The following is a 26186-nucleotide window of genomic DNA, read 5'->3' on the forward strand; positions in this document are numbered from 1 at the left end:
TTGGGCAGAAGAATGTTTCGCCTGTTTACAAACCAAGCGCTTGCTTGGTAGCCTCCAGACACTTCTGTCGCAGGGCCCTGAGTCGGAGATAAAAATGCCAAACACCGTGCGAATCGGCTGCGCCAGTGCTTTTTGGGGCGACACTTCCACTGCTGCCGCCCAGCTTGTCACGGGGGGAAACCTCGACTATCTGGTGTTCGATTACCTCGCCGAGATCACCCTGTCGCTGATGGCAGGCGCGCGCCTGAAAGACCCGCAGGCCGGGTTCGCCAGCGACTTCGTTGAAGTGCTGGCGCCGCTGCTGACGCAACTGGCTGAACAGAAGATCCGCGTGATCAGCAACGCCGGCGGGGTCAATCCGCAGGCTTGCGCGGCGGCCCTGCAAGCGGCCTGCGACCAGGCTGGGGTCCCGCTGAAGATTGCCGTATTGCTCGGCGATGACCTGCAAGGACAGCTCAAAAACCCCGCCGATATCCGCGAAATGTTCAGCGGCGCTCCACTGCCGCGGATGTGCGTATCGACCAACGCCTACCTCGGCGCGCCAGGAATTGTCGAAGCCTTGCGCATGGGTGCCGACATCGTCATCACTGGCCGGGTGGTCGACAGCGCCGTGGTCAGCGCGGCGCTGGTCCATGAATTCGGCTGGTCGTGGCACGACTACGACAAACTCGCCCAGGCCGCGCTGGCCGGGCACATCATTGAATGCGGCGCGCAGTGCACCGGCGGTAATTTCACCGACTGGCGCGAGGTGCCGGATTACGAGCACATCGGTTTTCCGATCGTCGAGGTCAGCGCCGACGGCCAGTTCCTCGTCAGCAAACCCGAAGGCTCCGGCGGCCTGGTCACGCCGCTGACCGTCGGCGAGCAGATGCTCTACGAAATCGGCGATCCGCAGGCCTATCTGTTACCCGATGTGATCTGCGATTTCACTCAGGTCAAACTTCAGCAACAAGGCAAAAATATCGTGCAGGTGCACGGTGCCAAAGGCCTGCCGCCCAGCGATAAATACAAGGTCAGCGCCACGTACCCGGACGGTTTTCGCTGTACGGCGAGTTGCCTGATGGCCGGCATCGACGCGGTAGACAAGGCGCGGCGGGTCAGTCAGGCGATCATCGACAAGACCGCCGAGATGTTCAGCCTGCGCGGCTGGTCGCCCTACAGCGAAACCCATGTCGAACTGCTCGGCAGCGAAGCCACCTATGGCCCCCACGCCCAGCGCCGCGACAGCCGTGAAGTGGTGATCAAGATCGCCGTGCGCCATCCTGACAAACGCGCGCTGGTGCTGTTTTCCAAAGAGATCGCCCAGGCCGCGACCGGTATGGCGCCGGGTTTGACCGGCATTGTCGGCGGACGTCCGACCGTGTACCCAGTCATCCGCCTGTTCTCATTTCTCGTAGATAAAAATGCCTGCACGCTGCAAATCGACATGGCCGGTGAGCGCCATCCGTGCGCCCTGCCCGACCCGGTGGCCCTCGACAGCGCAGATTTGCCGATCGCCCATCAGCCACCCAAACCCCAGGGCCGCGCCGATGCCAGTGTGCCGCTGGTGAAACTGGCGGTGGCGCGCTCCGGCGACAAGGGCAACCACAGCAACATCGGCGTGATGCCGCGCCATCCCGATTACCTGCCGTGGATCGCCGAAGCGCTGACCACTTCGGTGGTGGTCGACTGGATGCGTCACGTCCTCGATCCACTTCTCGGGCGTGTCGAACGCTGGTATCTGCCCGGCAGCCACAGCCTCAACTTTCTCTTGGAAAACGCCCTCGGCGGTGGCGGTGTCGCCAGTCTGCGCATCGATCCGCAGGGCAAGGCCTTCGCTCAACAACTATTGGAAATCCAGATTCCGGTGCCGCAGAGCATCGCCGAACAGCTCGACTAGAGGATGGTGTGCATGGCTTACGCGTCGATTTTTCGCGCCGATCTGTTCAGCGGCCAGAACCTGATTGTCACCGGCGGCGGCAGCGGCATCGGTCGCTGCACCGCCCATGAACTGGCGGCCCTTGGCGCCAATGTGCTGCTGGTCGGGCGCAAGCCGGAAAAACTCGAAAAGGTCGCCGCCGAAATCGCCGAGGACGGCGGCCGCGCGCACTGGAAGGCCTGCGATATCCGCGATGAAGAAGCGGTCAAACAATTGGTCAAAGAGCTGATCGCCGAACACGGGCCGATCCACGGTCTGGTCAACAATGCCGGCGGCCAGTATCCGTCGCCCTTGGCCTCGATCAATCAGAAGGGTTTTGAAACCGTGCTGCGCACCAATCTGGTCGGCGGTTTTCTCATGGCCCGGGAAGTGTTCAACCAGTCGATGAGCAAACACGGCGGCAGCATCGTCAACATGCTCGCCGACATGTGGGGCGGCATGCCCGGCATGGGCCACTCGGGCGCGGCGCGTTCGGGCATGGACAACTTCACCAAGACTGCCGCGTTCGAGTGGGGTTATGCCGGAGTGCGGGTCAACGCCGTGGCGCCGGGCTGGATCGCCTCCAGTGGCATGGACACTTACGAAGGCGCGTTCAAAGCGGTGATCCCGACCCTGCGCGAGCACGTGCCGCTCAAGCGCATCGGCACCGAATCGGAAGTCAGTGCGGCGATCGTGTTTCTGCTCAGCCCGGCGGCGGCGTTCATCAGCGGCACTACGGTGAAAATCGACGGTGCCGCCAGCCTCGGCAGTCGGGCGTGGCCGCTGCACAAGGCCAGCCACAGCGAATCGTTCAACGGCTTTCACCGCGCCTGTTTACCAGAAGTGTTGCGTCCCGACGCGCTCAAGGACAAGGAATAAGCCATGGCGCAGATCCAGTCGCAACTCGATCCGCACAGCGAAGCGTTCGCGCGCAACCGCGCGGCCATGCTTGCCGCCATCGAGCAGGTGCAGCAGCTTGAACAGAACCTGCTGAACAAGGCCGCCGAAGCCAAAGACAAATTCAGCAAACGCGGGCAACTGTTGCCCCGCGAGCGCCTGAATCTGTTACTCGACCCCGGCGCGCCGTTCCTCGAACTGGCCAGCCTCGCCGGCTACAAGTTGCATGACGACAAGGACGGCAGTTCGGCCGGTGGCGGGCTGATTGCCGGCATCGGTTATGTCTGCGGCATCCGCGCGATGGTGGTCGCCAACAACAGCGCAATCAAGGGCGGCACGATCTCGCCGAGCGGCCTGAAAAAATCCCTGCGCCTGCAACAGATCGCCCGGGAAAACAAACTGCCGATGATCACCCTCGCCGAAAGCGGCGGCGCCAACCTCAACTACGCGGCGGAGATTTTTGTCGAAGGCGCGCGCAGTTTCGCCAACCAGGCGCGCATGTCAGCGATGGGTTTGCCGCAGATCACCGTGGTGCACGGCTCGGCCACGGCCGGCGGCGCCTATCAACCGGGCTTGTCGGATTACGTGGTGGTGGTGCGCGGCAAGGCCAAGCTGTTTCTCGCCGGCCCGCCATTGCTCAAAGCGGCGACCGGCGAAGTGGCCACCGATGAAGAACTCGGTGGCGCCGAAATGCACGCGCAGGTCGCCGGCACCGCTGAATACCTCGCTGAAAACGATGCTGACGGCATCCGTCAGGTCCGCGACATCATGCGCATGCTGCCGTGGAACGAACAGCTGCCCTGGCTGCCGGAGCTGCAATACAAGGCACCGCTCTACCCCATCGACGAACTGCTGGGGCTGATCCCCGACGATGCGAAAAAGCCCTACGACGTGCGCGAAATCATCGCGAGGATCGCCGATGAATCGGACTTTCTCGAGTTCAAAGGCGAGTTCGATCAGCAAACCATTTGCGGCCAACTGAAAATCCAGGGCCGCGCCTGCGGCTTCATCGGCAACAACGGCCCGATCACCCCGCAAGGTGCGAGCAAGGCGGCGCAGTTCATCCAGCTGTGCGACCAGAGCCAGACGCCGCTGCTGTTTTTCCACAACACCACGGGGTTCATGGTCGGCACCGAATCGGAGCAGCAAGGCGTGATCAAGCACGGCTCGAAACTGATCCAGGCGGTGGCCAATGCACGGGTGGCTAAACTGACCATCGTCGTCGGCGGTTCCTACGGCGCCGGCAATTATGCGATGTGCGGACGCGGGCTCGATCCGCGCTTCATCTTCGCCTGGCCCAACAGCCGAACGGCAGTGATGGGTGGCGCGCAGGCCGGCAAGGTCTTGCGCATCGTCACTGAGGCCAAACAGCTGAAGAACGGCATCGAGCCCGATCCGAAAATGCTCGACATGCTCGAACAGATGACCGCGCAGAAACTCGACAGCCAATCCACCGCCCTGTACGGCAGCGCCAACCTGTGGGACGACGGCCTGATCGACCCGCGCGACACCCGCACCCTGCTTGGCTACTTGCTGGATATCTGCCACGAAGCCGACCGGCGTACGCTGCAACCCAACAGCTTCGGCGTCAGCCGCTTCTGACCGCCACGGATCCTACGGAGAACAACAACAATGATCTTCACCCCGGAACACGAAGCCCTGCGCCGCACCGTCCGCCAGTTCGTCACGCACGAGATCAACCCGCACGTCGAAGAATGGGAAAAGGCCGGGCGCTTTCCGATCCACGAGATTTTCCGCAAGGCCGGCGAGCTGGGCCTGCTGGGCATTTCCAAGCCGGAAAAATTCGGCGGCATGGGCCTCGACTACAGCTATTCGATTGTCGCCGCCGAAGAGTTCGGCACCATTCATTGCGGCGGGATTCCGATGTCGATCGGCGTACAGACCGACATGTGCACCCCGGCCCTCGCCCGCTTCGGCTCCGATGAACTGCGCGAAGAGTTCCTCCGGCCGGCGATCACGGGCGAGCAGGTCGGCTGCATCGGCGTTTCCGAAGTCGGCGCCGGCTCCGATGTTGCCGGGCTGAAAACCACGGCGCGCAAGGACGGCGACGACTACGTGATCAACGGCAGCAAAATGTGGATCACCAACTCGCCGAGCGCCGATTTCATCTGCCTGCTGGCCAACACGTCGGACGACAAGCCGCACATCAACAAGTCGCTGATCATGGTGCCGATGACCACCCCGGGCATCAGCCTCAGCTCGCACCTGGATAAACTCGGCATGCGCAGCTCGGAAACCGCGCAGGTGTTCTTCGACAACGTGCGCGTGCCGCAGCGCAATCGCATCGGCCACGAAGGCGCCGGGTTCATGATGCAGATGCTGCAGTTCCAGGAGGAACGCCTGTTCGGCGCGGCGAACATGATCAAGGGCCTGGAATATTGCATCGACAGCACCATCGAGTACTGCAAGGAGCGCAAGACCTTCGGCAACGCGCTGATCGACAACCAGGTGATTCACTTCCGCCTGGCCGAATTGCAGACCGAAATCGAATGCCTGCGCGCGCTGGTCTATCAGGCCACCGAGCAGTACATCAAAGGTCAGGACGTCACCCGACTGGCGTCGATGGCCAAGCTCAAGGCCGGACGCCTCGGCCGTGAAGTCAGCGACAGCTGCCTGCAATATTGGGGCGGCATGGGCTTCATGTGGGACAACCCGGTGGCCCGCGCCTATCGCGATGTGCGTCTGGTGTCGATTGGCGGCGGCGCCGACGAAATCATGCTGGGCATCATCTGCAAACTGATGGGCATCCTGCCGGGGAAAAAGAAATGAGCCGCCTGCCCGATTGCCAGACGCTGTTGCTGGAACTGCATGGCGGCGTGCTGCACATCACCCTCAACCGCCCGGACAGCCGCAACGCGATGAGCCTGCAAATGGTCGCCGAACTGCGCGCAGTGCTGGCGGCGATACGCGATGACCGCACAGTGCGGGCCTTGGTGCTCAGCGGTGCCGGCGGGCATTTTTGCGCCGGCGGCGACATCAAGGACATGGCCAATGCACGGGCTCAGGGGGCGGAGGCTTACCGTGAGTTGAACCGGGCGTTCGGTGCGTTACTGGAACAAGCCCAACACACACCACAAGTGCTGATCACTGTGCTGCAAGGCGCCGTCCTCGGCGGCGGCTTCGGTCTGGCCTGCGTCAGCGATATCGCCCTGGCCGATCACCAGGCGCAGTTCGGTTTGCCGGAAACCAGCCTCGGCCTGATCCCGGCGCAAATCGCACCGTTTGTGGTGCAACGGATCGGCTTGACCGAAACCCGCCGGCTCGCGCTGACAGCGGCGCGTTTCGATGGCGCTGAGGCGCAGCGAGTAGGGCTGGTGCATTTCGTTGAGCAGGATGCGCAAGCGTTGGCCGAGCGACTGGATGAAGTCTTGCAACAGGTGCTGCGCTGCGCACCGGAAGCGAATGCGATGACCAAGAAATTGTTGCTGGCGAGTGCCGGACAGCCGTCGAGTGACTTGCTTGAAGAGGCGGCGCAGTGGTTCAGCGCGGCGGTGACCGGCCCCGAAGGTGTGGAGGGAACCATGGCATTCGTGCAGAAACGCAAACCGGGGTGGGCCTGAAAAAGCATCGCGGGCAAGCCCGCTCCCACACGGTTTCTCATTCGCTCAAAAAACTTGTGGGAGCTGGCTTGCCAGCGATGAGGCCATCACATTCAAAGTCAAAAACTCAGGAACCCCACCATGCCCACCCTCCACAAAATCCTGATCGCCAACCGCGGTGAAATCGCCTGCCGCATCCAGCGCACGGCCCAGGCGCTGGGCTATCGCACCGTCGCGGTGTTCAGCGACGCCGATGCCGATGCGCTGCACGTACAAATGGCCGATCAGGCCGTGCACATCGGCCCGGCGCCGGTGCAGCAGTCCTACCTCAACATTGCGGCGATCATTGACGCCGCCTGCCGCAGCGGCGCCGATGCCATTCATCCCGGCTACGGCTTCCTCTCGGAAAACGCCGATTTCGCCCGCGCTTGCGCCGAAGCCGGGCTGATTTTCATCGGCCCCAGCGTCGAAGCGATCGAACTGATGGGCAGCAAGCGCCTGTCGAAAATCGCCATGCTCGACGCGGGCGTGCCGTGTATCGCTGGCTATCAAGGCGCAGCGCAGGAGGACGCGACCTTGCTGGCCGAGGCCGAGCGCATCGGCTATCCGCTGATGATCAAGGCCAGCGCCGGTGGTGGTGGACGTGGCATGCGCCTGGTGCACGAGGCCAGCGAACTGGCGGCGCAACTGCGCACCGCGCGCTCCGAAGCAATGAACGGTTTCGGTAGCGACGATTTGATTCTCGAGCAGGCAGTGATCGAACCGCGTCACGTCGAAGTGCAACTGTTCGGCGACCAGCACGGCCATCTGGTCTATCTCGGCGAACGCGATTGCTCGATCCAGCGCCGCCATCAGAAAGTTGTCGAAGAAGCACCGTGCCCGGTGATGACCGCCGAGCTGCGTCAGGCCATGGGCGAGGCCGCGCTCAAGGCCGGGCGGGCGGTGAATTATGTCGGCGCCGGCACCGTGGAGTTCCTGCTCGACGCGCGCGGGCAGTTCTACTTCCTGGAGATGAACACCCGACTGCAGGTCGAACACCCGGTAACGGAAATGATCACTGGGCAAGACCTCGTCGCCTGGCAGTTGCTGGTCGCCGAAGGCCAGCCGCTACCGCTGACCCAAGAGCAGATCCGCCTCGACGGCCACGCCATGGAAGTACGCCTCTACGCCGAAGATCCCGCGGCGGACTTTCTCCCGCAAACCGGCCGAATTGCCACATGGCAACCTGCACTGGAGCATGGCGCACGCATCGATCACGGTCTGCTTGAAGGCCAGTCGGTCAGCCCGTTCTACGACCCGATGCTCGGCAAGCTGATCGCCCACGGCGCTACCCGCGAAGAGGCGCGGCGCAAATTGTTGCGTGCGGTGCAGGACACCGTGCTGCTTGGCGTGCAGAGCAATCAGCGCTTGCTCGAAGGCCTGCTGCAACATCCGCAATTCATCAGCGGCGACTTCAGCACAGCGTTCATCCAGCAACACTTTTCCAGCCACGCCAGTCTCAACGCTCATGTGCCCAAGGCAGAGCAATTGGCGATCGCCGTGGTGTTGTTTTATCAGGCCAGCGCCCTGCCCCATCGCGCCCCGCTGCATGGCTGGCGCAACAACGCCAGTGTGCCGCTGCACTATCGACTCGGCAGGGACGAACAGGACTGGACGCTGTCGGTGCTGGCGCGCAGATCCGGTGAATATGTCGTGCAGGTCGGCGAACGCACGCTGGAGTTGAAAATCATCGAGCACACCACGCAGTCGGTGACCATGGAGGTCGACGGCCTGCGCCAGCGCCATGCCTATCGTCTGCACGATGGGCAGCTGTGGCTGTTCACTCATCCGGGCAGCCTGCGCCTGGAGGATCGAACTCATGCGCCGATCGGCAGTCAGACGAGCGTCGCCTCCGGCACCCTGAAAGCACCGATGGACGGTGCCATTGTCGACGTGCTGGTCAGCGAAGGCAGTACGGTCAGCAAGGGTCAATTACTGGTGGTACTGGAGGCAATGAAAATGGAGCATCCGTTGAAGGCCGGCATCGATGGCGTGCTCAAACGGGTGCAAGTGAAGGTCGGCGATCAGGTAAAAAATCGTCAGGTTCTGTTGCAGGTCGAGTATTCGCCCGGGCACAAGTGCGGGGTTTGACTACGCTCTGATAAATCAGAACGCGGAAATCAGGAACCCTGCGATGCCCCATTGGCTGGTCATAGATCTGGAAGCCACCACAGACGAAGGTGGCTGGCCGGTCGCGGAAATGGAAATTATCGAAATCGGTGCGACCCTGGTCGACCGCGCCGGGCGCGAGCAGGATCACTTTCAGCGCTTCGTCAAACCGACCCGCCGTCCATTGCTGACGTCGTTCTGTCGGGAGCTGACGCACATCACCCAGGCCAACATCGACTCGGCGCAACCGCTGAGCGAGGTCTGGCCAGCCTTTGAGCGCTGGCTGGCGCAGCATCAGGCTCGCCTTGAAGGCTGGGCCAGTTGGGGCGGTTACGATCGCCAGCAGTTGCTGCAAGAGTGGCAGCGCCTGAACATCGACAGTGGCCTGAGCAAAGTCCCGCACATGAACCTCAAACAGCGCTTCGCCAAGGCTCGCCGCCTGGAACGACCGCTGGGGCTCAACGGCGCGTTGCAACTGGCGGGCATGCAGTTCAACGGCCAACAACATCGCGCGCTGGAAGATGCCCGCAATACCGCACGGTTATTGCCGCTGGTGCTGCCGCTTTAGACGCGTGACGGCACGAAAAGCCTTGTGCATACTGGCCGCCCCCTTTTAAGCCCTTTTCGAGGAATCCGCCCATGTTTAAAGTCAACGAGTACTTCGACGGCACCGTCAAGTCGATCGCCTTTGGCACCGCTGAAGGTCCGGCGACCATTGGCGTCATGGCCCCGGGCGAATACGAATTCGGCACCAGTCAGCGCGAGATCATGCACGTGGTGTCCGGCGCGCTGAGCGTCAAACTGCCAGACAGCAGCGACTGGGAAACCTTCGCCGCTGGCAGCCAGTTCAACGTCCCGGCCAACAGCAAGTTCCAGCTGAAGGTCGCCGTCGATACCGCTTACCTGTGCGAATACCGCGGCTGATCCCGCCGGGTTCACAGCGCAAAAAAATGCCCGCGTCCAAAAGACCCGGGCATTTTTCGTTGCAGCGACAACCTATTCGAGAATTTCCACCGGCATGCCGACTTCCAGGCGGCCGTTGCCGTCATTGACCAGATTCTGCCCGAACATCGCGCCGTCAGCGGTGCTGCGGTGTTTCTGCAGCGTCGCGAACGGCTCGCGATCAGGGCTGCGCTCACCGGTTTGCGGGTCAACAGTCGTCATGATGCAACGCGCGCACGGTTTGACCACACGGAATTCGATGTCGCCGATGCGAAGACGCTTCCAGTTGTCCTCGGCGTAAGGGGCGCTGCCCTCGATGACCAGATTCGGACGGAAGCGCAGCATCTCCAGCTCTCGCCCTACCGTTTCCGAGAGCGCCAGCCGCGAGGATTCGCCGATCAGCAGCAATGGATAACCGTCGGCGAACGCTACTTTATCGTCGTCCTTGCCGAAACCCGACTGCGTGGTGCGTGCCCGCTCGAGCGGCATTTGCACCAGACGCGTGGGCTTGCCGAGGAAGTCGCTGACGAAACGCGCGGCTTGATCACCGGCGTCCGGCACCCGCAGGGTGTCGCGCCAGATCGTCACACCGCGCAGCTCGGCGTCTGCATCAGGCAAAGGAATTTCGATCGAGCCGTGCTCCGGAGCGCTCACGGTCAGACCGCCGCTGGCATTGCACAAGGCCGACAACTGACTCATCTTCGCTTCGGCACGCTGGGTCAGAAAGCGCCCGCTGGCCTCGTCCACCAGCATCCAGCGGCGGTCGCCTGCCAGGCCCAGCTTGTCCAGCTCGATGCTTTGCAGGAGTTCGCCCTTGCCGGATTTCAACGGGTAACGATAAAGCGCGCTCAGACGCAGCATGGCCAGCTTCCTTGATGGAAAAACGCCACCCTATACGAGCTTCAATACCGAATCAAAGCCGTCTGGGGTTTAAACACAATCCCCGTGGGAGCGAGCCTGCTCGCGAACAGGCCGGCACATTCGCCATCAATGTCTCCGACCCTGCGCTTTCGCGAGCAGGCTCGCTCCCACAGGAAGCAAGATGTGCGTGTTTCAGGCCGGCACGGCGTCGAGCATCAGACGCTGGCGCACCACGTCGACCAGTTTGTCCGGCTGGAATTTGGAGAGGAAGTTGTCGCAACCGACCTTCTTCACCATCGAGTCGTTGAAGCTGCCCGACAACGAGGTGTGCAGCACGACATACAACCCACGCAGGCGCGGATCGTTGCGGATTTCCGTGGTCAGGCGATAGCCATCCATTTCCGGCATTTCCGCGTCGGTGAAAATCATCAGCAGTTTGTCAGTCATGTGCACGCCGGTATCGGCCCAGGCCTTGAGCATGTTCAAGGCTTTCAGACCGTCACTGGCAATGTGCATTTTCACCCCGAGCTGGCCGAGGGTATCGCGCAATTGCGAAAGCGCTACGTTGGAGTCGTCCACCAGCAACACTTCGCGGCCACGGGCGCGCTCGAGTACCGGGTCGTCGAGTTTCTCGCGTGAAACCTTGGCGTTGTAAGGGACGATTTCAGCGAGGACTTTCTCTACGTCGATGATCTCGACCAGTTGATCGTCGACCTTGCTGATCGCGGTCAGATAATGCTGGCGGCCGGCACTGGTCGGCGGCGGCAGAATGGCTTCCCAGTTCATGTTGACGATGCGGTCGACGCCGCCGACGAGGAAGGCCTGCACCGAACGGTTGTACTCGGTGACGATGATCGTGCTGTTCGGGCCCGGCACCAGTGGGCGCATGCCGATTGCCTGGGACAGGTCGATCACCGGCAATGTCTGACCGCGCAGGTTGACCACGCCGCAAACAAAGGGATGACGCTGCGGCATCAGGGTCAGCTTCGGCAGTTGCAGTACTTCCTGAACCTTGAACACGTTGATCGCGAACAACTGGCGTCCGGCCAGGCGAAACATGAGGATTTCCAGGCGATTCTCACCCACCAGTTGCGTGCGTTGGTCTACCGTGTCGAGAATGCCGGCCATCAATGACTCCTGGGCTTGTTCTGATGAATTCACTATGGGGGTTTATCGGCTGCATTCAGCTAATCTTGATTGCTGTAAAGCCCGTAAGTAAAAATGCCACAAACGAGCATTGATGTCACACTGACATCATGCTTTACTGGCATTCGTGATTTCATCTGCTAGATTCATTGCGGCGCGACCTCGGTTTGCACGTTAGGTTCCCGCGCCTAAGGGATTCCCCTAGGATCAATCAGGCCCAACCTGATATTCGCCATTTCCAATAGCCATTACTGTGACGCCATTCTCATTGCATGAACGGAGTCAGGCTATTGTGTGCGATCGCAATTCAGTGGCAACCCACCCTCTGGAACCTCTCGGCCCGTGTGCTTGCACGGCCGGGCGCGATCTGCCGACGATCCACGATCGTCGCCACACCCGGCCATCCGTCAACCAACACGACGTGGTGGAGATAAACATGCCAATCGATCGCAAAGACTGGGCGCAACGCTTCCCCGAATTTCTGGTCGAGGCCGAAACGCTTCTCGCCAAGTCCGAAGAATGCCTGAACCATCTGCAATTGATCAGCAATGACAAGGATGCCATCGACTGTATGCTCGGCACTCTGCTGAAGTTGGCAGGCCGCGCCGAAGCGTTGGCACTGGAAGCAATCTCCGAGTTTTCCCTGCATATCTATAGTCTGCTGAATCTGACGCAGGATCATGTCGACCTGCACGACCAGGCGCTTGATGCATTACGAGACTGTTTCACCTTGATGGCATGGCAACTGGAGCTGGTGGATCACAAGACCGGACAGCTGAGCCTTGATGAAAGCGAGCAAACAGCTTTGCTGGAAGCGTTCGCCGCGCAAATGGGTCAGGACACATTTGAGCCGAAGACGATGAGCAAACGTTTGCTGCCACCCTCCCCAGCAGCGCGGCAGGCTTGATAAGACAGGCCGCGATATTGTCGTAATTGAATAGTTCATACCTGCCAGCGACAACCCGGATCAAATAATCAGCCCGACCAACGGCTAATTTCCAAGTGCCGCCATCAGGGTTTTCCCTGTGTCACCCAGCGACACTTCCCGGCCCGTCAAAGTGGCCGAACTACAACAATTCCAGCTTTTTCCAATATGGAACTTACGTCCACAAACCGATATTTCCTGACTGAATGGACATATATAGCAACCGCGACCGACGGTATGTTAAGTGGTATTATGCCGCCGGCTAGTTGCCTGCCGTTAATGGCACACTGACTCCAGCCTTTGCTCAGCAATGTTATTGCCAGTCAATGATTGCTCAACAAATGCAGTTTGAATCAGTAACATAATTGACAGTATTTTCACACAGAGATCCGCCAGCCACCGGCCGGTCTGCCCGCAGCGAACATTCATTGGCTCCATCCGTTATGTACGCCAGTTTCAAGTCACTCACCACATGGCCGCCTTCGCGGGAAAATGCCCGGCGCTTCACACTCGTCATGTGTGTTCTGGCGACCCTTGGCAGTCTGTTGGCTTATCTTTTCTCCGCGCACATTCCGCTGGGGTTGTTGGCTCTCGACGTCGCCGCCACCGCTTGCGTCTGGGTGCAATATCGCTTGTCGCGCAAGTCGATCAAGTTTCAGCCGCAAGAGCTGGCTGACCGCCTGTTGCAAGTGCAGGAAAACGAGCGCCACCGTCTCAGCCGTGAATTGCACGACGATATCGGCCAGTTGCTTACCGCCGCCAAGCTGCAAAGTGACTGGCTCAAACGTCGCCTGCCGGAAGAACTGCAGGAGCAGTGCACGGTACTTTGCGACACACTGGATGAAACCCTGAACAAAGTGCGTGACGTCTCGGCCATTCTCAATCCGCGCCAATTGACCAGCCTGGGCCTTGAAGCCAGCCTGCGTGCACATTTGCTCAAGACACTCGCCAACACGCCGGTGAACTGGAGCCTCGACTGTCAGCAACGACTCAATGGCATTCCCGAGGAAATGGCCGTCGCGGCGTTTCGCATCGCCCAGGAAGCCGTAACCAACATCCTGCGGCACGCACAGGCGAAAAACCTGTTGATTCAGGTACAGCGTCTGCCGCAAGGTCTGACTTTGTTGATCAGCGATGACGGTCTCGGTTTCACCCCGGCAGCCGATCCGGCCAGAGAAGGCCAACGCGGCATGGCCGGAATGGCCGAGCGTATCGAACAGTTGGGCGGCACATTGAGTGTTATAAGCGAGCCGGGCAAAGGCACAAGAATCGAAGCACTTTTCCCATGGGCGCCTCGGTCGCTCGAACGGGCCAGTACGAATAAGGTTATGCGTTGACTTGTAACTTACTTCTGGTGGATGACCACTCGCTGATCAGAGCCGGCGTGCGCGCTCTGGTACTGGATATTCCCGGTTACGCGGTAATCGGCGAAGCCAGTGATGGTTCGCAATTGCTTGAAATGGTCGAGCAATTGAGCCCCGATATCGTATTGCTGGACATCTCGATGAGAGAAACCGGTGGCCTGGAAGCGCTGCAACGCCTCAAGCGCGTGCGCCCGCAGAGCAAGGTTCTGATCCTGTCGATGCACACCGATCCGGCGCTGATCATGCAGGCGCTGGAGTCCGGCGCCCATGGTTATCTGCTCAAGGACACAACGGCCACTGAGCTTGAGCACGCGCTGGAGGCCCTGCGCAACAACGAACGCTACCTCAGCCCGGCCATTGCTCATACCGTGATCAATCAGGCGCTGACCCGTAGCCAGAAAAGCCAGCCGGACATCGCCGATTCGCACAATCTGACGGCGCGCCAGTTAGAGATCCTCAGGCTGATCGTACGAGGCAAGTCCACACGGGAAATCGCCAACGGTCTGGGCCTGAGCGTCAAGACCGTTGAAACCCATCGCGCGCAGATCATGAAGCGCCTGCAAATCTACGACGTGGCGGGTCTGGTGCTGTTCGCCGTGCGTGAGCAGATCATCAGCCTTGATGACTGATTGACGGCTGTTGGCCCAATAACGGCGAGTCCTTTGGCAAGTGCACCTGCAACGCGGCAGGTTTGGCGACAAAACGCAGACTGTCGCCTTCCAGCGGCTCGCCATCGAGATTGATGCTCAACCCTTCGGCAACCTTGATCTCGACCCACGGCAAGCGAGCCCGCACAAACATGCTGTCGAGACCGAAGCCCTCGCTCAGCAGATTCTTCAGCGTCCCGACCAGCTCCTGCGGTGCCGGCAGAATGCTGATATCCAGCAAACCATCGTCGACTCGCGCCTCGGGGCACAGCACATGGCCGCCGCCCGCCTGCCTTCCGTTGCCGATTCCCAGCGCGAGCAGTTCACCCTGCCAATGAAAATCCGGCCCCTGCAACTCACCGTAAGCGGCATGCAGCTCACTGAACCGGGTCAGACCGGTGAACAGGTACGCAGCGCCACCCAAGACTTTTTTCAGGTCTTCCGACGTATTGGCGGTGACCTGACTGCCAAATCCACCCGTCGCCATGTTCAGGAAAATCTGCCCGCCCACTTCGCCCAGATCGATATCCGAAGGCTCGACGTCGAGCAAATCCAGCGCCTGCGCCGGCTCCAGCGAAATGCCGGCGGCGCGGGAAAAATCGTTGGCAGTGCCCAGCGGTAGCAGGACAAGACTGGCTTTTTGCGGATGCTGCGCCAGCGCTTCGGCAATATCGCGCAAGGTACCGTCGCCGCCGCCTGCAATGATTTTCGTGTAACCCGCTGCCAGCGCCTCTTCGACCAGACGCTGGGCGTCGCCGGCCTCCCAGGTCACCCGGACAGCCAGCTCCCAGCCTTGCTCGCGCCTGGCTTCGACGGCGGCGCGGACATCCTCGTTGAGTGCCTGTTTGCCATGCAGGATCAGCAGTGCCCGGCGTTCACTCATAACGTCACTCCAAGAATTGAAATCGATTGAAACATCTTGACCACTGTGCGCCTTAAAAAAGCCACGGAGATGGCAATTAATTCCTCTTCCAACAACCGGCGTCCTACACAGCGGTATTTTTTCTTACGAAACAAGAGGAATCGGCTTAATTGACCCCGGCCGCCCCTTGGGTCACCGTGTACCGGCAGCATCAACTTTCAACCCAACAACACAAGGATGTGCAGGTAATGAACGGATACCCCGCGATTCATTTCCATGAATCGAGCAATGGAAAAACCAGCAAGCGTGCAGTTGCTACGATCAGCGAGTATTTCCATGCGCAACCATGAAACCAAGGCACCGGTGAGCCCGGTCGCCGCTCTCGCCGAAAGCCGTGCCAGCAAAAAACCAGAATTCTGTAACAGCGCCAAGACCAGTGGAGAGTTTGATATGGAGCCCCGCGTCAGCGAGCTGGAAACCCACTTCAAATACATGCGCCGCGACATGGATGAAGTACTCAATGATGTGCGGACGATAAAACATCGTCTGGCGTATTCGGCGGGTGCAACCGCTGTCATCCTCGGACTGCTGGGATGGGTGGCCAACAGCCGATTCGACCAGTTGGTGTCACTCATCAGCAACTGACCGAATCAATTGTTGCACGCGCCGTGCTTACCAGCCGACGCGTGCATGGGCAAGACGGGTTACCCCAGCAGGTCACTGAGGGGAATGAAGCTCACTTCATCGCCCTCGCTCAGCGTGCGGCCTTCCCGGACTTCGACCAATCCGTCGGCCCACGCTGCGCTGCGCAACACCCCCGAGCTCTGGTTGCGATAAATGATTGCGCGCCCTTGGTCGATACGTCCGCGCAAATACTCGCGACGATTTCCGGCCACCGGCCAGACAAAGCCTGCGGGCACTGCAAACTTGAGCGGCTCGACGGCTTGCACGCCCAGGCGTCGCAACAGATAAGGGCGCGTGAGCAAGGCGAACGTCACCAGCGTCGACGCGGGATTTCCGGGCAGGCCGATCACCGGCACGTTGCGGAAATGACCAAACGTCAACGGTTTCCCCGGTTTGATGGCCAGCTTCCACAAGGCCAGTTCGCCTTCTTCACGCAAGGCAATGCCAAGAAAATCCGCTTCACCGACCGAGACACCGCCGGTGGACAGAATCAGATCGACATTCTGCAGCTCGCCCAGCCGGGCCCGCGTGGCGGGAAGATCGTCCGGGAGGATTCCGCCATCGATGACCTCACAACCCAGACGCTGCAGCCAACTGCACAAAAGCACCCGGTTGCTGTTGTAGATCTGGCCCGGACCCAATGCCTGACCGGGTTCAACCAGCTCGTCTCCGGTGGACAGAACCGCCACGCGCGGCTTGCGCACGACGTTGAGGCCGGCGCAGCCCAATGATGCAGCCAGGCCCTGCTCGATCGGTCCCAATCGGGTGCCTGCCTGCAGGACCAGTTCACCGACCGTGGTTTCCTGGCCCTGCGGACGAATGTTCTGTCCGGCTTTCAAAGGCTCGAGGAAGCGCACTCTTGCGTCGGCCTGAACGTCGGCGTTTTCCTGCATCTCGACACAGTCGGCGCCGGGCGGCAGCGGCGCCCCGGTAAAGATGCGAGCGCAAGTGCCTGGCTCCAAGGGTTGCGGCGACTGCCCGGCAAAGACTTTTTGGCTAACCGGCAACGGCTCACCCTTCCAGTCAGCCAGATTCAAGGCATAGCCGTCCATGGCACTGTTGGGCCACGGCGGCAGGTCCAGCGTCGAGATCAGATCTTCAGCCAGCACCCGCCCTTCGACTTGAGCCAGCGGCAAGTGCTCGCGCTCGACAATCCGCGAAGCATCGGCCATTGCCAGCAAGCGCTCGAGCGCCGTTTCGACGGGCAGCAAACTGCCGCTCTTGCCCGGCTTACCCACGGGATTCACAAGGTGCCGCCTGCTTCAGATGCGTGACGAAGTTGCACGGACGATGACGAGCGTCCAGTTGCTCTGCGAGGATGCCATCCCAGCCGGTGCGTACCGCATTGGTCGAACCCGGCAGGCAGCACACCAGCGTGCCGTTGGCCAGACCTGCCAGGGCACGGGACTGCACGGTGGAAGTGCCGATATCGGCGACAGAGATCTGGCGGAACAGCTCGCCGAATCCGTCGACCTGTTTGTCGAGCAGGCACGCCACCGCTTCCGGTGTGCTGTCACGCCCGGTGAAGCCGGTGCCGCCAGTGATCAACACAACCTGAACCACATCGTCGGCAATCCAGTTGGCGACTTGCGCGCGAATTTTATACAGATCATCTTTAAGCAAAACGCGCTCGGCCAGCGCGTGGCCGGCCGCGATCAAGCGATCGACGAAGACCTGGCCGGAAGTATCGGTTTCCAGCGTCCGGGTGTCGCTGACAGTCAGCACCGCAATATTGAGCGGCACGAAAGGTACATCAGCCTTGGCTTTCATAGGCTCTTCCAGTTGTAGGGGAAACAGCCCGGTGTTATATCACAGCGGCTCATTTTTCTGCCGCCCCTCCGGAGAGTCGTCATGCCGTTGAACAGCCTATTGCCACCCTGCTCCGTCCTGCTTTTGGCCGGTGGACGCGGCCAGCGCATGGGCGGCCAGGACAAGGGGCTCATCGAATGGCAGGGCGAACCTTTGATCGCGCATTTGCAGCGCAAGGTGCGGCCGCTGACCGACGATCTCATTATCTCGTGTAACCGCAATCGCGAGCGCTATGCCGCTTTTGCCGATCAACTGGTCATGGATGACGAGGGCGACTTTCCGGGCCCATTGGCCGGTATTCGTGCAGGGCTGAAAGCGGCGCGCCATGCGCATTTGCTGGTGTCGCCGTGTGATGTGCCGCGAATCGACAAGGCCTTGCTCGAGGACATGCTGACGACTGCCAATCAGCAACGTGAAAAACCTTTAATGCTGCGCCATGGCGAGCACTGGGAACCACTGCTGTGCGTGATCCCCGTGGCGCTGTTGCCCGCATTCGAAGCCGCCTGGAATGCAGGCGAACGCAGCCCCGGCCGAGTGATGCGCAGTCTCGACGCCGTCGCATTGCAATGCCCTGACAACGACCCGCGACTGGCCAACCTCAACACCCCCGAATTGTTACATCTGCACAACACTGTGTCAGACTGACACTATCCAAGGAACTCTCGCGCCTTGTTTACGTCTCAAGCTCAGTAACCAGAAGATTTCCCATTCGGAGACACACTCATGACTCAACGGACCCTCGCCACTTTCATGCTCGCACTGGGCCTGGCAACCCTCGCCGGTTGCTCCTCGCCGACAGTGATCACCTTGAATGACGGTCGCGAAATCCAGGCCGTCGACACCCCGAAATACGATGATGATTCGGGCTTCTACGAGTTCCAGCAGCTGGACGGCAAAGAAACCCGCATCAACAAGGATCAGGTTCGTACCGTTAAAGAGCTGTAAGGCTGCGGATCGATACCGGATACAGAAAAGCCCGCATTGTCATGCGGGCTTTTTCATGGGCGCTCGAAAAACGGGTTCAGCTTCACCACTGCAAAGTGATTTGACTCTCGAACTCTCGCGCCTCGCCCGTCACCGGATCCACGAAGCGCAGCCCTTGCGCGAGCAGCTTCAACGGATTGGCGTAGTCGTCCACGACATCTTTCAACACGGTCGGATAAAACGGATCGTTGCAGATACTCGCGCCCAAAGCCGTCATGTGCACACGCAGCTGATGCTTCTTGCCGGTCACGGGAAACAGGCCATAGCGCCACAGATCGCCATTTTTCTCGCGGACCTCCACTGCCGTTTCGGTATTGCTGACCCCAGGCCCTTCCTGCATGCGGAAGAATGGCTCGCCATCGACTAACCGGCTCTTGTGCACCAACGGGAAATTTAGCTCAGGCAGCGCCGGGGCAATCGCTTCGTAGCGCTTGTCGATCTGCCGCGTCGGGAACAACGACTGATAGGCGGAACGGGTTTGCGGATTCGCCGAGAAGATCACCAACCCTGCGGTGTGCCGATCGATGCGGTGCAGCGGCACCAGATGCGGATTGTCCAGCCGATGGATGAGACGCCGCAGCAGGGTTTGTTCGACATATTCCCCGGCCGGGGTGACTGGCAGAAAGTGAGGTTTGTCGGCCACCACCAAGTGTTCATCGGCATAGAGAATCGACTCGAGCACCGGGATCGGCTTTTCGTCCGGCACCTCACGAAAGTAATGAATGCGCAGCCCTTCCTTGTACGGCAAGTCCAGGGCAATTGGCTGGCCCTGGGCATCCAGCACCCGTCCGCGAGCAATCCGGTCGAGCCACTGTTCGCGGCCGATGGCACTGAAGTGCTCGCAGAGACAATCGAGTACCGTCAGCCAGGGACCGGGCGGCAAATACAAGGTGCTGGCCTGATTGTGCGCAGCGGAAAATACGGGGCTGGTCATACGAAACAGAAATCCTCAATGCAGGCCGGCATTATCCAACAGTGAGGCAAAGCGACCTAGCGCAGTTTGATCAGGCTGGAATCGATTTGAGGGCCGCCGCTTCGGTGAACTCCTTCAGCCAGCGCAACACATCGACCGCTTCCCAACGCCCCGGGTCGTACAAGGCATACAGCAACCCCTGATAACCCACCACATCCAGCTGCTTGTGATAACCAGCGCGTTGAAAAAGGGCTTCGATTTCGGCAAAGCAGGTATTGAAATGCAGCTTGTTGAATGGCGTCTTGCCTTCCGTGACCAGCCCGTCGAGGCGCAATTCGAGGACCGCCTCGCGCACCACGTCGACCGACATCCGGTTAACGCTGCTCTTCAACTGTTCGACATTGACCACGGTTCATCCCTCTGACTCGATTGCTGTATGAACATACAGTAACCGAAGAAGCCAGCGAGTGCCAACGCAAGGATGGGTTGCCGCGACCAGCGGAGGCATCAAGGCACAACCTCATCAACCTAAAAACGCCACCACCTGGTCGGCACTGAAAGGCCAGTCCAGCTCCGCGCCGGTGTCGATGCGTCGCAGTACCGGAATGCGCAAGCTGTACTTTTCGAACCACGATTCGTCTTCGGCAATGTCCACCAGTTCCACCAGCAGACCGTGCTCGACGAAGGGCATCAGCTCGGCTTCGGCAACTTCACACAGGTGGCACCCAAGGGTGCCGAACAGCTGACATTCTGGAGGCATGACGGCGTTACCGGAAAAACAAGTGAGCCCATTCTAGGACGGCCCCGAATACTCGTCGACCCACCGCCGCCCGAAGGACATAACCCTGCCGGCGCAAAATCCTGACGCAAATCATTCAGCGCAGATTGCAAATGCGTCATCCTCGCGGACTTTTTGCCTCTACGCTTCAGAGGCCAACGCCCTGACAGCGGAGTGTCCCGTGTTTGCAAATCTGTTGATCATCCTCGCCTCATCCCTGGTGGTGATTGCCCTGTTCCGGCACCTGCGACTGCCGCCGGTGCTCGGTTACCTGTGCGTGGGATTACTGGTCGGGCCGAACGCATTCGACTGGGTCAATGAGAGCGAACATCTGCCAGATGTCGCCGAACTGGGCGTGGTGTTTCTGCTGTTTTCCCTGGGCCTGGAGTTCTCCCTGTCGAAGATGATTGCGCTGCGTCAGGTGGTGTTTCGCCTCGGCAGTCAGCAAGTGCTGATCAGCACAGCGCTGCTCGGCACACTGTTGGTGGGGTTGGGAATGCCGCTGACGCCGGCGCTGTTGCTCGGTGCCGGTTTATCGCTTTCATCCACGGCGATCGTGACCAAGGAGCTGGGCAGTCTTGGCGAAGTGTTCAGCAGCCACGGCCAGAACGCCGTCGGAGTACTGCTGTTTCAGGATGTGGTCGCGGTATTGCTGCTGACACTGGTTCCGGTGTTCGCCGGCACCAGCGAGCAGTCCTGGTATTGGGCCTTGCCGCTGACGCTGGGCAAAACCGTGGTGCTGTTCTTCGGCCTGCTGCTCGCCAGTCGCTGGTTATTGCCACGGCTGTTTCATGAGGTGGCGGCCTCGCGCTCGCCCGAGCTCTTCGTGCTGCTGGCGCTGGTGATCGTGCTGTTGACTGCCTGGCTCACGCACTTGCTGGGCCTGTCGCCTGCACTCGGCGCTTTCCTCGCCGGCATGTTGCTCGGGGAAAGCCATTACCGGCACCAGATCGAAGCCGACATCCGGCCCTTTCGCGACATTCTGCTCGGCGTGTTCTTCGTCAGCATCGGCATGCTGATCGACCTGCAATTGTTCGTCAGTCACAGCCTGTTGATCATCGGCCTGACGCTGGGCCTGATGCTGATCAAGGGCATCGTGGTCGCGCTGCTGGTGAAGTGGCGCGGCAGTGACAGCGAAACCGCATGGCGCAGTGGTCTGGCCTTGGCGCAGGGCGGCGAATTCTGCTTTGCGCTGATGGCGCAGATGCAGCAGAACAGCCTGTTGCGGGCCGAACCGGGCGCCCTGCTGCTCGCGGCGACGTTCTGCTCGATGCTGCTCACTCCACTGCTTTTGCGTGCGGCGCCGCGCATTGCCGCCGTGCTGCACCGCAAGCCTAATCAGGAGGCGCAGATCGAACAGATCAGCGCGCTCAACGCCGACCTCGATCAGCATGTGGTGATCTGCGGCTACGGTCGCGTCGGCCAGTCCATCGGCCGCTTCATGGGCAACGCCGGGCAAGCCTATGTTGCGCTGGACAACGATCCGGTGCGGGTGCAGGAAGCCGCATCCGCGCAAAGCGACGTGCATTACGGCGACTCGGCGCGTGGCGATCTGCTGACTGCCGTCGGCCTGTTGCGCGCCAGGCTATTGGTGATTGCCGTGGACCAAAGCGACGTGGCCCTGCGCATTCTGCGTGAAGCCCGCCGCCTCAACCAACAGGTACCGATTCTGGTGCGCACCCGTGACGACAGCCAATCGGCCGAGTTACGAGCCGCCGGCGCCACCGAGGTGGTGCCGGAGCTTCTGGAGTCGAGCCTGATGCTCGCTTCACACGCGCTGATCATGCTTGGTCTGCCCGCGCATCAGGTGCAGGAGAAAGTCGATCAGGTGCGCATCGACCGCTATCGCCTCCTCCACGGCTTCTACCCCGGAGCCAATGATGAGGAAATCTAGTCCTGACTCACCGCGCCGATCTTGTGCAGCGACAGGTCGGCGCCGTAATACTCTTGTTCCTGACTCAGGCGCAGCCCATGCAATGCCTTGATCGCGCCGTAAACAACGAAGCCGCCAACCAGCGCTACCGCGACGCCGAGCGCAGTGCCGATCATCTGGCTGATCAGGCTGACGCCGCCCAGGCCACCCAGCGCGGTCTGGCCGAAGATGCCGCAGGCAATCCCGCCCCACACGCCACACAAGCCATGCAATGGCCAGACGCCCAGCACATCGTCGATGCGCCATTTGACTTGAGCAGCGGTAAAGCACCAGACAAACAAGGCTCCGGCGACCGCGCCTGTCACCAGCGCACCGACTGGATGCATCAGATCGGATCCCGCGCAGATCGCCACCAGACCGGCCAACGGGCCGTTGTGCAGAAAGCCCGGGTCATTGCGCCCGACGATCAACGCCGCGACGGTACCACCGACCATGGCCATCAACGAGTTCACCGCGACCAGGCCACTGACACCTTGCAGTGTCTGCGCACTCATCACGTTGAAGCCGAACCAGCCGACAATCAGGATCCACGAACCCAGTGCCAGAAACGGAATGCTCGACGGCGCAAACGCGACCAGGCGTCCATCGCGATAGCGGCCATTGCGCGGGCCGAGCAGCAGAACAGCGGCCAGCGCCAGCCAACCGCCCATGGCATGCACCACCACCGAACCGGCGAAATCATGGAACGCCGCGCCAAACTGCGCTGCCAGCCAGCCCTGCAAGCCGAAGTTGCCGTTCCAGATCAGTCCCTCGAAGAACGGATAGATAAACGCCACGATCAGCGCCGTCGCGCACAACTGCGGAACAAACCGCGCGCGCTCGGCAATGCCGCCGGAAATGATCGCCGGGATCGCGGCAGCGAAGGTCAGCAGGAAGAAAAACTTCACCAGTCCATAGCCATGATCGTTCGTCAGCACCGCAGCCGGTTGCATGAAGGTGACGCCGTAGGAGATCCAATAGCCTATAAAGAAATAGGCCAGGGTCGAGACGGCGAAGTCACTGAGGATTTTCGCCAGTGCGTTGACCTGGTTTTTCTGCCGGACCGTGCCGACTTCCAGAAAGGCGAAACCGGCGTGCATGGCCAGTACCATCACTGCACCGATCAGAATGAACAACGTATTGGAACTGTGGACCAGCGTGTCCACAGCGCTTTGCAGATTTTCCATGAGGAGGCAGACCCAAGGCTAAAAGGCACCAAAGCGGTTCATGCGGGCATTTCATGCACCAAATTACGACTCATCAGTCATACAACCGCAGGGTTGATGAACTGATTTGGCGCATATATCGATGCCCGATCACAAACGGCTAGCAAATGAATTAGAGTTTTTCTGCTCGGACGCCCGGCAACAGCGCACATACACCGAGCGACGCACCACGACACAGCAAAAGTTGTACCAGGCATTTGTACTGAACCTTCGCGCAAGGCTCATACTCGAACGCTTCAAAGCCACCTACGGAGATCCACCAATGGCCAGCATCAAGGCAAAGACTGCTCAAGAAATCCTGATGAACGACTTCCAGACTCTGGTCGCCGACACCGAACGCTTGCTCGAGCACACCAAGACCCTCGCTGGCGATCAGGCCGATGAGCTGCGCGCCCAGATTCATGACAGCCTGCTGCGCGCCCGGGAAACCCTGAAAGTGACTGAAGACACGCTGCGCGAACGCGGTCAGGCGGCGGTCACCGCCACTGAAGATTATGTGTCGGCCAACCCATGGCAGTCGGTGGGCATCGCTGCCGGCGTCGGCTTTCTGATCGGCCTGCTGGCCACTCGGCGCTGATCATGTCGATCGGTGAATCCGGCCCGACTGCGGGCACCGCCTCTTCCACGCGTCGTCTCGGCGCCGCCGTTCTGGGCCTGCTGCACAGCCATGTCGAGTTGTTTGGCATCGAATTGCAGGAGCAGAAATCACGCACCGTCAGCCTGCTGCTGTTCGCCGGTCTGGCGCTGGTGTTTGCCCTGCTGTTGCTGGTAGGTCTGTCGACGCTGGTGATGATCATTTTCTGGGACACCTACCGTTTGCCAGCGATCATCGGCCTGTGCGTTTTCTATACGCTGGCCTCGATCTTCTGCGGTCTGCGCCTCAAGGCTGCAATTTTCGATGAGTCCTCGCCTTTCCACGGCACGCTCGAAGAGCTGGCCAACGACCGGGAGCGCCTGTTGCCATGAGCCTGCCTGAACTTCCACACAACAGCTCGCGTCGGGAAATGCGCAAGGCACTGATCCGCCTGCGCATGGAAATGCACCGTCAGGAAATCCGCCACGAAACCGCGCAAGTCCTGCAACCCTTGCAGCGCATGCGCGGCATGAAGCAGAACGTGCAGGACGGTTTCGGCATCAAGCATGCGCCGTTGTGGGGCGTGGCGGCGGTGACGCTGCTGGGTTTCCTCACCGGCAAAGGCTCGAAACGCGGCAGTGGTGGCGGCTTGACGCGACTGCTGCGTCTGGGCACGACGCTTGGGCCGCTGATCAGACTGGTCATGCACAGCTCGGGCAAACGCTGAGCCGACTTCTCTGGCTACAATCTTGCAATAGCGCCGGGATGAACCCTCTTATCGGAGGGTTCAATTCCGCGTGCCTATCCGGCAAACGCGGCCAACGAACAATAAGATTAAGGACCTGCCGTGATCGAGGGGCAACCGCTCGCCTGCTTTCAGCCTTTTATCGACACCGCCACCGGGCGCATTGCCGGCGTTGAAGCACTGGGTCGCTTGCGCCAGAGCGATGGTCAACTGACCTCGGTCGGGCCATTGTTCGCCGATCCGCGGACCCCGGCGACCGCCCTGCGCCGTCTCGATCGGCAGATCCGTGACCACGCGCTCAGTTGTCTGCATGAAGCCCCGGCGGACTGGTTTCTCAGCCTGAACATGTCGCCACGCTGGATCAGCCGCCTGCGCGCCGACCAAGCGCTGCCCAGTCTCAAGCAACTGGCGCGGCATGACGTTGACCCGCGGCGCATCGTTTTCGAGATCACCGAGTTGGGCGGTAACAGCGAACGCCTGGCCCAGGTGGTGGCGCGCTACCGCGAGGCTGGCGCAAGAATCGCCATCGACGATTTCGGCGCCGGCTATTCGCAACTGGATCGGGTGCTGGCCCTGCAACCGGACATTCTCAAGCTCGACATGCGTCTGTTTCAGGCAGCGGCCCTCGGCGGCCCGAGCAGTGACGTGGTCAAAGCGCTTGCGCAGATGGCCGAAAAAACCGGCTGCTGGATCATCGCCGAAGGCGTCGAAACCGAAGCACAGCTGAATTTCGCCCTGGAGTGCGGCTCGCGCTACGTACAAGGTTTTCTTTTCGCCCGGGCGCAGGAAGAATTCTTCGCTACGGATGCTTTCGTCGCGCATTTCGCCCAACTCAGGCAGCGCTACGTAAAACAGAAACTCAGCGAGCGCGGAAGGCTGATGCAGATGCGTCAGCAGCTCAGCGAACTGATGGCGATTCTGCAGCAATGGGCGCAAGCCCGCGCACCGCTCAGCGCACTGCCACAACTTCAGGCCTTCCCCTGGCTACTGCGCTTTTACCAATGCGATCGCCACGGCACCCAGCTGACACCCAACCTGGAATGGCGTCAGGGCGGCTGGTTCGCTGATGATCGCTACCTGGGGCACAACTGGTCGTGGCGACCGTACTTCTATCACCTGCTCGCCGAAGGCTGGGAAGAGCGCCGCCTGACCCTGTCCAACACCTATCGCGATGCTACCAGTAACCAGTATTGCCTGACTGCCGGACAGTTCTTCGATAACGGTGAGCGACTGTTGTTGATCGATATCGATGCGGCAGGCCTGTAGTTCTGCTTGCAGGCGCCGGGCCGAACCGGGAAGCTAGGGCGATCAG

28 protein-coding genes are annotated in these 26186 nt (G+C 60.6%); 19 read left to right on the forward strand and 9 right to left on the reverse strand.

Going from position 1 to position 26186, the window contains the following annotated elements; genetic code table 11:
* The first annotated feature begins 94 nt into the window (after positions 1–94).
* The 8 genes from ACZ0AZ_RS00210 (at position 95) to ppnP (ending at position 9426) form a co-directional block, all read left to right on the forward strand.
* Positions 95–1879 carry an acyclic terpene utilization AtuA family protein gene (locus ACZ0AZ_RS00210; protein WP_463538534.1) on the forward strand — a complete coding sequence of 595 codons (1785 nt, stop codon included), beginning with the start codon at positions 95–97 and terminating at the stop codon, positions 1877–1879.
* A gap of 12 nt (positions 1880–1891) precedes the next feature.
* The gene (locus tag ACZ0AZ_RS00215) at positions 1892–2776 is read left to right on the forward strand and encodes an SDR family oxidoreductase (protein WP_463538535.1); all 885 of its coding nucleotides are present in this window, start codon (positions 1892–1894) and stop codon (positions 2774–2776) included.
* A 3-nt stretch (positions 2777–2779) separates the two neighbouring features.
* Positions 2780–4396 carry an acyl-CoA carboxylase subunit beta gene (locus ACZ0AZ_RS00220; protein WP_463538536.1) on the forward strand — a complete coding sequence of 539 codons (1617 nt, stop codon included), beginning with the start codon at positions 2780–2782 and terminating at the stop codon, positions 4394–4396.
* 30 nt (positions 4397–4426) lie between these two features.
* The gene (gene atuD / locus ACZ0AZ_RS00225; RefSeq protein WP_039759842.1) at positions 4427–5584 is read left to right on the forward strand and encodes a citronellyl-CoA dehydrogenase; all 1158 of its coding nucleotides are present in this window, start codon (positions 4427–4429) and stop codon (positions 5582–5584) included.
* Complete coding sequence (locus ACZ0AZ_RS00230; RefSeq protein ID WP_463538537.1) at positions 5581–6375, forward strand: enoyl-CoA hydratase/isomerase family protein; 795 nt, start codon at positions 5581–5583, stop codon at positions 6373–6375. Before atuD ends, ACZ0AZ_RS00230 begins: the two co-directional genes overlap by 4 nt.
* Before the next feature lie 120 nt (positions 6376–6495).
* On the forward strand, positions 6496–8484 hold the full coding sequence (locus ACZ0AZ_RS00235; RefSeq protein WP_463538538.1) for an acetyl/propionyl/methylcrotonyl-CoA carboxylase subunit alpha: 1989 nt from the start codon (positions 6496–6498) through the stop codon (positions 8482–8484).
* Positions 8485–8527: 43 nt separating this feature from the next.
* On the forward strand, positions 8528–9070 hold the full coding sequence (locus ACZ0AZ_RS00240; protein WP_039759847.1) for a 3'-5' exonuclease: 543 nt from the start codon (positions 8528–8530) through the stop codon (positions 9068–9070).
* 71 nt (positions 9071–9141) lie between these two features.
* Entirely contained in the window at positions 9142–9426 is a 285-nt protein-coding gene (ppnP, locus tag ACZ0AZ_RS00245) for a pyrimidine/purine nucleoside phosphorylase (RefSeq protein WP_039759849.1), read from the forward strand.
* Positions 9427–9498: 72 nt separating this feature from the next.
* Here the strand turns inward: ppnP and ACZ0AZ_RS00250 are convergent, their stop codons facing one another.
* Positions 9499–10305 (reverse strand): MOSC domain-containing protein, encoded by an 807-nt coding sequence (locus tag ACZ0AZ_RS00250; RefSeq protein WP_463538539.1) that lies wholly within the window; start codon positions 10303–10305, stop codon positions 9499–9501.
* Positions 10306–10497: 192 nt separating this feature from the next.
* The gene (locus tag ACZ0AZ_RS00255; RefSeq protein WP_016770829.1) at positions 10498–11433 is read right to left on the reverse strand and encodes a chemotaxis protein CheV; all 936 of its coding nucleotides are present in this window, start codon (positions 11431–11433) and stop codon (positions 10498–10500) included.
* A 454-nt stretch (positions 11434–11887) separates the two neighbouring features.
* On the opposite strand from ACZ0AZ_RS00255, the gene ACZ0AZ_RS00260 reads away from it, so the two are divergent.
* The 3 genes from ACZ0AZ_RS00260 to ACZ0AZ_RS00270 all read left to right on the forward strand — a co-directional run bounded on the left by ACZ0AZ_RS00260 (position 11888) and on the right by ACZ0AZ_RS00270 (position 14369).
* Positions 11888–12358 (forward strand): hypothetical protein, encoded by a 471-nt coding sequence (locus ACZ0AZ_RS00260; RefSeq protein WP_039759853.1) that lies wholly within the window; start codon positions 11888–11890, stop codon positions 12356–12358.
* Between the two features lie 461 nt (positions 12359–12819).
* A complete protein-coding gene (locus ACZ0AZ_RS00265; protein WP_129997698.1) occupies positions 12820–13713 on the forward strand; it encodes a sensor histidine kinase in 894 nt (297 codons plus the stop codon).
* Positions 13710–14369, forward strand: coding sequence for a response regulator (locus ACZ0AZ_RS00270; protein WP_039759857.1), 660 nt, complete (start codon positions 13710–13712; stop codon positions 14367–14369). Before ACZ0AZ_RS00265 ends, ACZ0AZ_RS00270 begins: the two co-directional genes overlap by 4 nt.
* On the opposite strand, the gene yegS is transcribed toward ACZ0AZ_RS00270, so the two are convergent.
* Positions 14353–15270: a lipid kinase YegS gene (gene yegS, locus ACZ0AZ_RS00275; protein WP_039759859.1), complete on the reverse strand. Its 918-nt coding sequence runs from the start codon at positions 15268–15270 to the stop codon at positions 14353–14355. The genes ACZ0AZ_RS00270 and yegS overlap by 17 nt on opposite strands.
* Positions 15271–15585: 315 nt before the next feature.
* Here yegS and ACZ0AZ_RS00280 point away from each other — a divergent pair, with 315 nt between their 5' ends.
* Positions 15586–15894, forward strand: coding sequence for a hypothetical protein (locus ACZ0AZ_RS00280; protein ID WP_205884313.1), 309 nt, complete (start codon positions 15586–15588; stop codon positions 15892–15894).
* 59 nt (positions 15895–15953) lie between these two features.
* On the opposite strand, the gene ACZ0AZ_RS00285 is transcribed toward ACZ0AZ_RS00280, so the two are convergent.
* Both ACZ0AZ_RS00285 and moaB read right to left on the reverse strand, forming a co-directional pair.
* Positions 15954–17180, reverse strand: coding sequence for a molybdopterin molybdotransferase MoeA (locus tag ACZ0AZ_RS00285; RefSeq protein WP_415761896.1), 1227 nt, complete (start codon positions 17178–17180; stop codon positions 15954–15956).
* Positions 17164–17703, reverse strand: a complete 540-nt coding sequence (gene moaB / locus ACZ0AZ_RS00290) for a molybdenum cofactor biosynthesis protein B (protein WP_016770598.1) — start codon at positions 17701–17703, stop codon at positions 17164–17166. Before moaB ends, ACZ0AZ_RS00285 begins: the two co-directional genes overlap by 17 nt.
* An 81-nt stretch (positions 17704–17784) precedes the next feature.
* Here moaB and mobA point away from each other — a divergent pair, with 81 nt between their 5' ends.
* Together mobA and ACZ0AZ_RS00300 are read left to right on the forward strand one after the other, a co-directional pair.
* On the forward strand, positions 17785–18387 hold the full coding sequence (gene mobA / locus ACZ0AZ_RS00295) for a molybdenum cofactor guanylyltransferase MobA (protein ID WP_129997297.1): 603 nt from the start codon (positions 17785–17787) through the stop codon (positions 18385–18387).
* Positions 18388–18465: 78 nt separating this feature from the next.
* Positions 18466–18687 carry a YgdI/YgdR family lipoprotein gene (locus ACZ0AZ_RS00300; protein ID WP_016770600.1) on the forward strand — a complete coding sequence of 74 codons (222 nt, stop codon included), beginning with the start codon at positions 18466–18468 and terminating at the stop codon, positions 18685–18687.
* Positions 18688–18769: 82 nt separating this feature from the next.
* On the opposite strand, the gene ACZ0AZ_RS00305 is transcribed toward ACZ0AZ_RS00300, so the two are convergent.
* The 3 genes from ACZ0AZ_RS00305 to ACZ0AZ_RS00315 all read right to left on the reverse strand — a co-directional run bounded on the left by ACZ0AZ_RS00305 (position 18770) and on the right by ACZ0AZ_RS00315 (position 20399).
* On the reverse strand, positions 18770–19660 hold the full coding sequence (locus ACZ0AZ_RS00305; RefSeq protein WP_039759865.1) for a pseudouridine synthase: 891 nt from the start codon (positions 19658–19660) through the stop codon (positions 18770–18772).
* Between the two features lie 70 nt (positions 19661–19730).
* Positions 19731–20048 carry a hypothetical protein gene (locus ACZ0AZ_RS00310; RefSeq protein ID WP_016770837.1) on the reverse strand — a complete coding sequence of 106 codons (318 nt, stop codon included), beginning with the start codon at positions 20046–20048 and terminating at the stop codon, positions 19731–19733.
* A 114-nt stretch (positions 20049–20162) separates the two neighbouring features.
* The gene (locus tag ACZ0AZ_RS00315) at positions 20163–20399 is read right to left on the reverse strand and encodes a glutaredoxin family protein (RefSeq protein WP_039759867.1); all 237 of its coding nucleotides are present in this window, start codon (positions 20397–20399) and stop codon (positions 20163–20165) included.
* Positions 20400–20598: 199 nt separating this feature from the next.
* Here ACZ0AZ_RS00315 and ACZ0AZ_RS00320 point away from each other — a divergent pair, with 199 nt between their 5' ends.
* On the forward strand, positions 20599–22311 hold the full coding sequence (locus ACZ0AZ_RS00320) for a cation:proton antiporter (protein WP_463538540.1): 1713 nt from the start codon (positions 20599–20601) through the stop codon (positions 22309–22311).
* Here the strand turns inward: ACZ0AZ_RS00320 and ACZ0AZ_RS00325 are convergent.
* Positions 22308–23516: an ammonium transporter gene (locus ACZ0AZ_RS00325; protein ID WP_129997299.1), complete on the reverse strand. Its 1209-nt coding sequence runs from the start codon at positions 23514–23516 to the stop codon at positions 22308–22310. The two genes, ACZ0AZ_RS00320 and ACZ0AZ_RS00325, sit on opposite strands and share 4 nt — an antisense overlap.
* A gap of 301 nt (positions 23517–23817) precedes the next feature.
* Here ACZ0AZ_RS00325 and ACZ0AZ_RS00330 point away from each other — a divergent pair, with 301 nt between their 5' ends.
* The 4 genes from ACZ0AZ_RS00330 to ACZ0AZ_RS00345 all read left to right on the forward strand — a co-directional run bounded on the left by ACZ0AZ_RS00330 (position 23818) and on the right by ACZ0AZ_RS00345 (position 26140).
* Positions 23818–24132 (forward strand): ElaB/YgaM/YqjD family protein, encoded by a 315-nt coding sequence (locus ACZ0AZ_RS00330; RefSeq protein ID WP_016770842.1) that lies wholly within the window; start codon positions 23818–23820, stop codon positions 24130–24132.
* 2 nt (positions 24133–24134) lie between these two features.
* Positions 24135–24521, forward strand: a complete 387-nt coding sequence (locus ACZ0AZ_RS00335) for a phage holin family protein (protein ID WP_039759872.1) — start codon at positions 24135–24137, stop codon at positions 24519–24521.
* Positions 24518–24856 carry a hypothetical protein gene (locus ACZ0AZ_RS00340; RefSeq protein ID WP_039759873.1) on the forward strand — a complete coding sequence of 113 codons (339 nt, stop codon included), beginning with the start codon at positions 24518–24520 and terminating at the stop codon, positions 24854–24856. The genes ACZ0AZ_RS00335 and ACZ0AZ_RS00340 overlap by 4 nt, the downstream gene beginning before the upstream one ends.
* A gap of 120 nt (positions 24857–24976) precedes the next feature.
* Positions 24977–26140, forward strand: a complete 1164-nt coding sequence (locus tag ACZ0AZ_RS00345) for an EAL domain-containing protein (RefSeq protein WP_129997300.1) — start codon at positions 24977–24979, stop codon at positions 26138–26140.
* Positions 26141–26186: the final 46 nt, after the last annotated feature.

The organism is Pseudomonas sp. AC239, assembly GCF_979258545.1.

Bases quoted from the DNA above. Each gene is read 5' to 3' on its own strand.
- ACZ0AZ_RS00230 (WP_463538537.1), top strand. From the start codon at position 5,581: ATGAGCCGCCTGCCCGATTGCCAGACGCTGTTGCTGGAACTGCATGGC.
- ACZ0AZ_RS00250 (WP_463538539.1), bottom strand. From the start codon at position 10,305: ATGCTGCGTCTGAGCGCGCTTTATCGTTACCCGTTGAAATCCGGCAAG.
- mobA (WP_129997297.1), top strand. From the start codon at position 17,785: ATGCCGTTGAACAGCCTATTGCCACCCTGCTCCGTCCTGCTTTTGGCC.
- ACZ0AZ_RS00235 (WP_463538538.1), top strand. From the start codon at position 6,496: ATGCCCACCCTCCACAAAATCCTGATCGCCAACCGCGGTGAAATCGCC.
- ACZ0AZ_RS00335 (WP_039759872.1), top strand. From the start codon at position 24,135: ATGTCGATCGGTGAATCCGGCCCGACTGCGGGCACCGCCTCTTCCACG.
- ACZ0AZ_RS00240 (WP_039759847.1), top strand. From the start codon at position 8,528: ATGCCCCATTGGCTGGTCATAGATCTGGAAGCCACCACAGACGAAGGT.
- ACZ0AZ_RS00340 (WP_039759873.1), top strand. From the start codon at position 24,518: ATGAGCCTGCCTGAACTTCCACACAACAGCTCGCGTCGGGAAATGCGC.
- ACZ0AZ_RS00260 (WP_039759853.1), top strand. From the start codon at position 11,888: ATGCCAATCGATCGCAAAGACTGGGCGCAACGCTTCCCCGAATTTCTG.
- ACZ0AZ_RS00210 (WP_463538534.1), top strand. From the start codon at position 95: ATGCCAAACACCGTGCGAATCGGCTGCGCCAGTGCTTTTTGGGGCGAC.
- ACZ0AZ_RS00280 (WP_205884313.1), top strand. From the start codon at position 15,586: ATGCGCAACCATGAAACCAAGGCACCGGTGAGCCCGGTCGCCGCTCTC.
- ACZ0AZ_RS00330 (WP_016770842.1), top strand. From the start codon at position 23,818: ATGGCCAGCATCAAGGCAAAGACTGCTCAAGAAATCCTGATGAACGAC.
- yegS (WP_039759859.1), bottom strand. From the start codon at position 15,270: ATGAGTGAACGCCGGGCACTGCTGATCCTGCATGGCAAACAGGCACTC.
- ACZ0AZ_RS00325 (WP_129997299.1), bottom strand. From the start codon at position 23,516: ATGGAAAATCTGCAAAGCGCTGTGGACACGCTGGTCCACAGTTCCAAT.
- ACZ0AZ_RS00300 (WP_016770600.1), top strand. From the start codon at position 18,466: ATGACTCAACGGACCCTCGCCACTTTCATGCTCGCACTGGGCCTGGCA.
- ACZ0AZ_RS00265 (WP_129997698.1), top strand. From the start codon at position 12,820: ATGTACGCCAGTTTCAAGTCACTCACCACATGGCCGCCTTCGCGGGAA.
- ACZ0AZ_RS00315 (WP_039759867.1), bottom strand. From the start codon at position 20,399: ATGCCTCCAGAATGTCAGCTGTTCGGCACCCTTGGGTGCCACCTGTGT.
- moaB (WP_016770598.1), bottom strand. From the start codon at position 17,703: ATGAAAGCCAAGGCTGATGTACCTTTCGTGCCGCTCAATATTGCGGTG.
- ACZ0AZ_RS00220 (WP_463538536.1), top strand. From the start codon at position 2,780: ATGGCGCAGATCCAGTCGCAACTCGATCCGCACAGCGAAGCGTTCGCG.
- ACZ0AZ_RS00305 (WP_039759865.1), bottom strand. From the start codon at position 19,660: ATGACCAGCCCCGTATTTTCCGCTGCGCACAATCAGGCCAGCACCTTG.
- ppnP (WP_039759849.1), top strand. From the start codon at position 9,142: ATGTTTAAAGTCAACGAGTACTTCGACGGCACCGTCAAGTCGATCGCC.
- ACZ0AZ_RS00215 (WP_463538535.1), top strand. From the start codon at position 1,892: ATGGCTTACGCGTCGATTTTTCGCGCCGATCTGTTCAGCGGCCAGAAC.
- ACZ0AZ_RS00255 (WP_016770829.1), bottom strand. From the start codon at position 11,433: ATGGCCGGCATTCTCGACACGGTAGACCAACGCACGCAACTGGTGGGT.
- atuD (WP_039759842.1), top strand. From the start codon at position 4,427: ATGATCTTCACCCCGGAACACGAAGCCCTGCGCCGCACCGTCCGCCAG.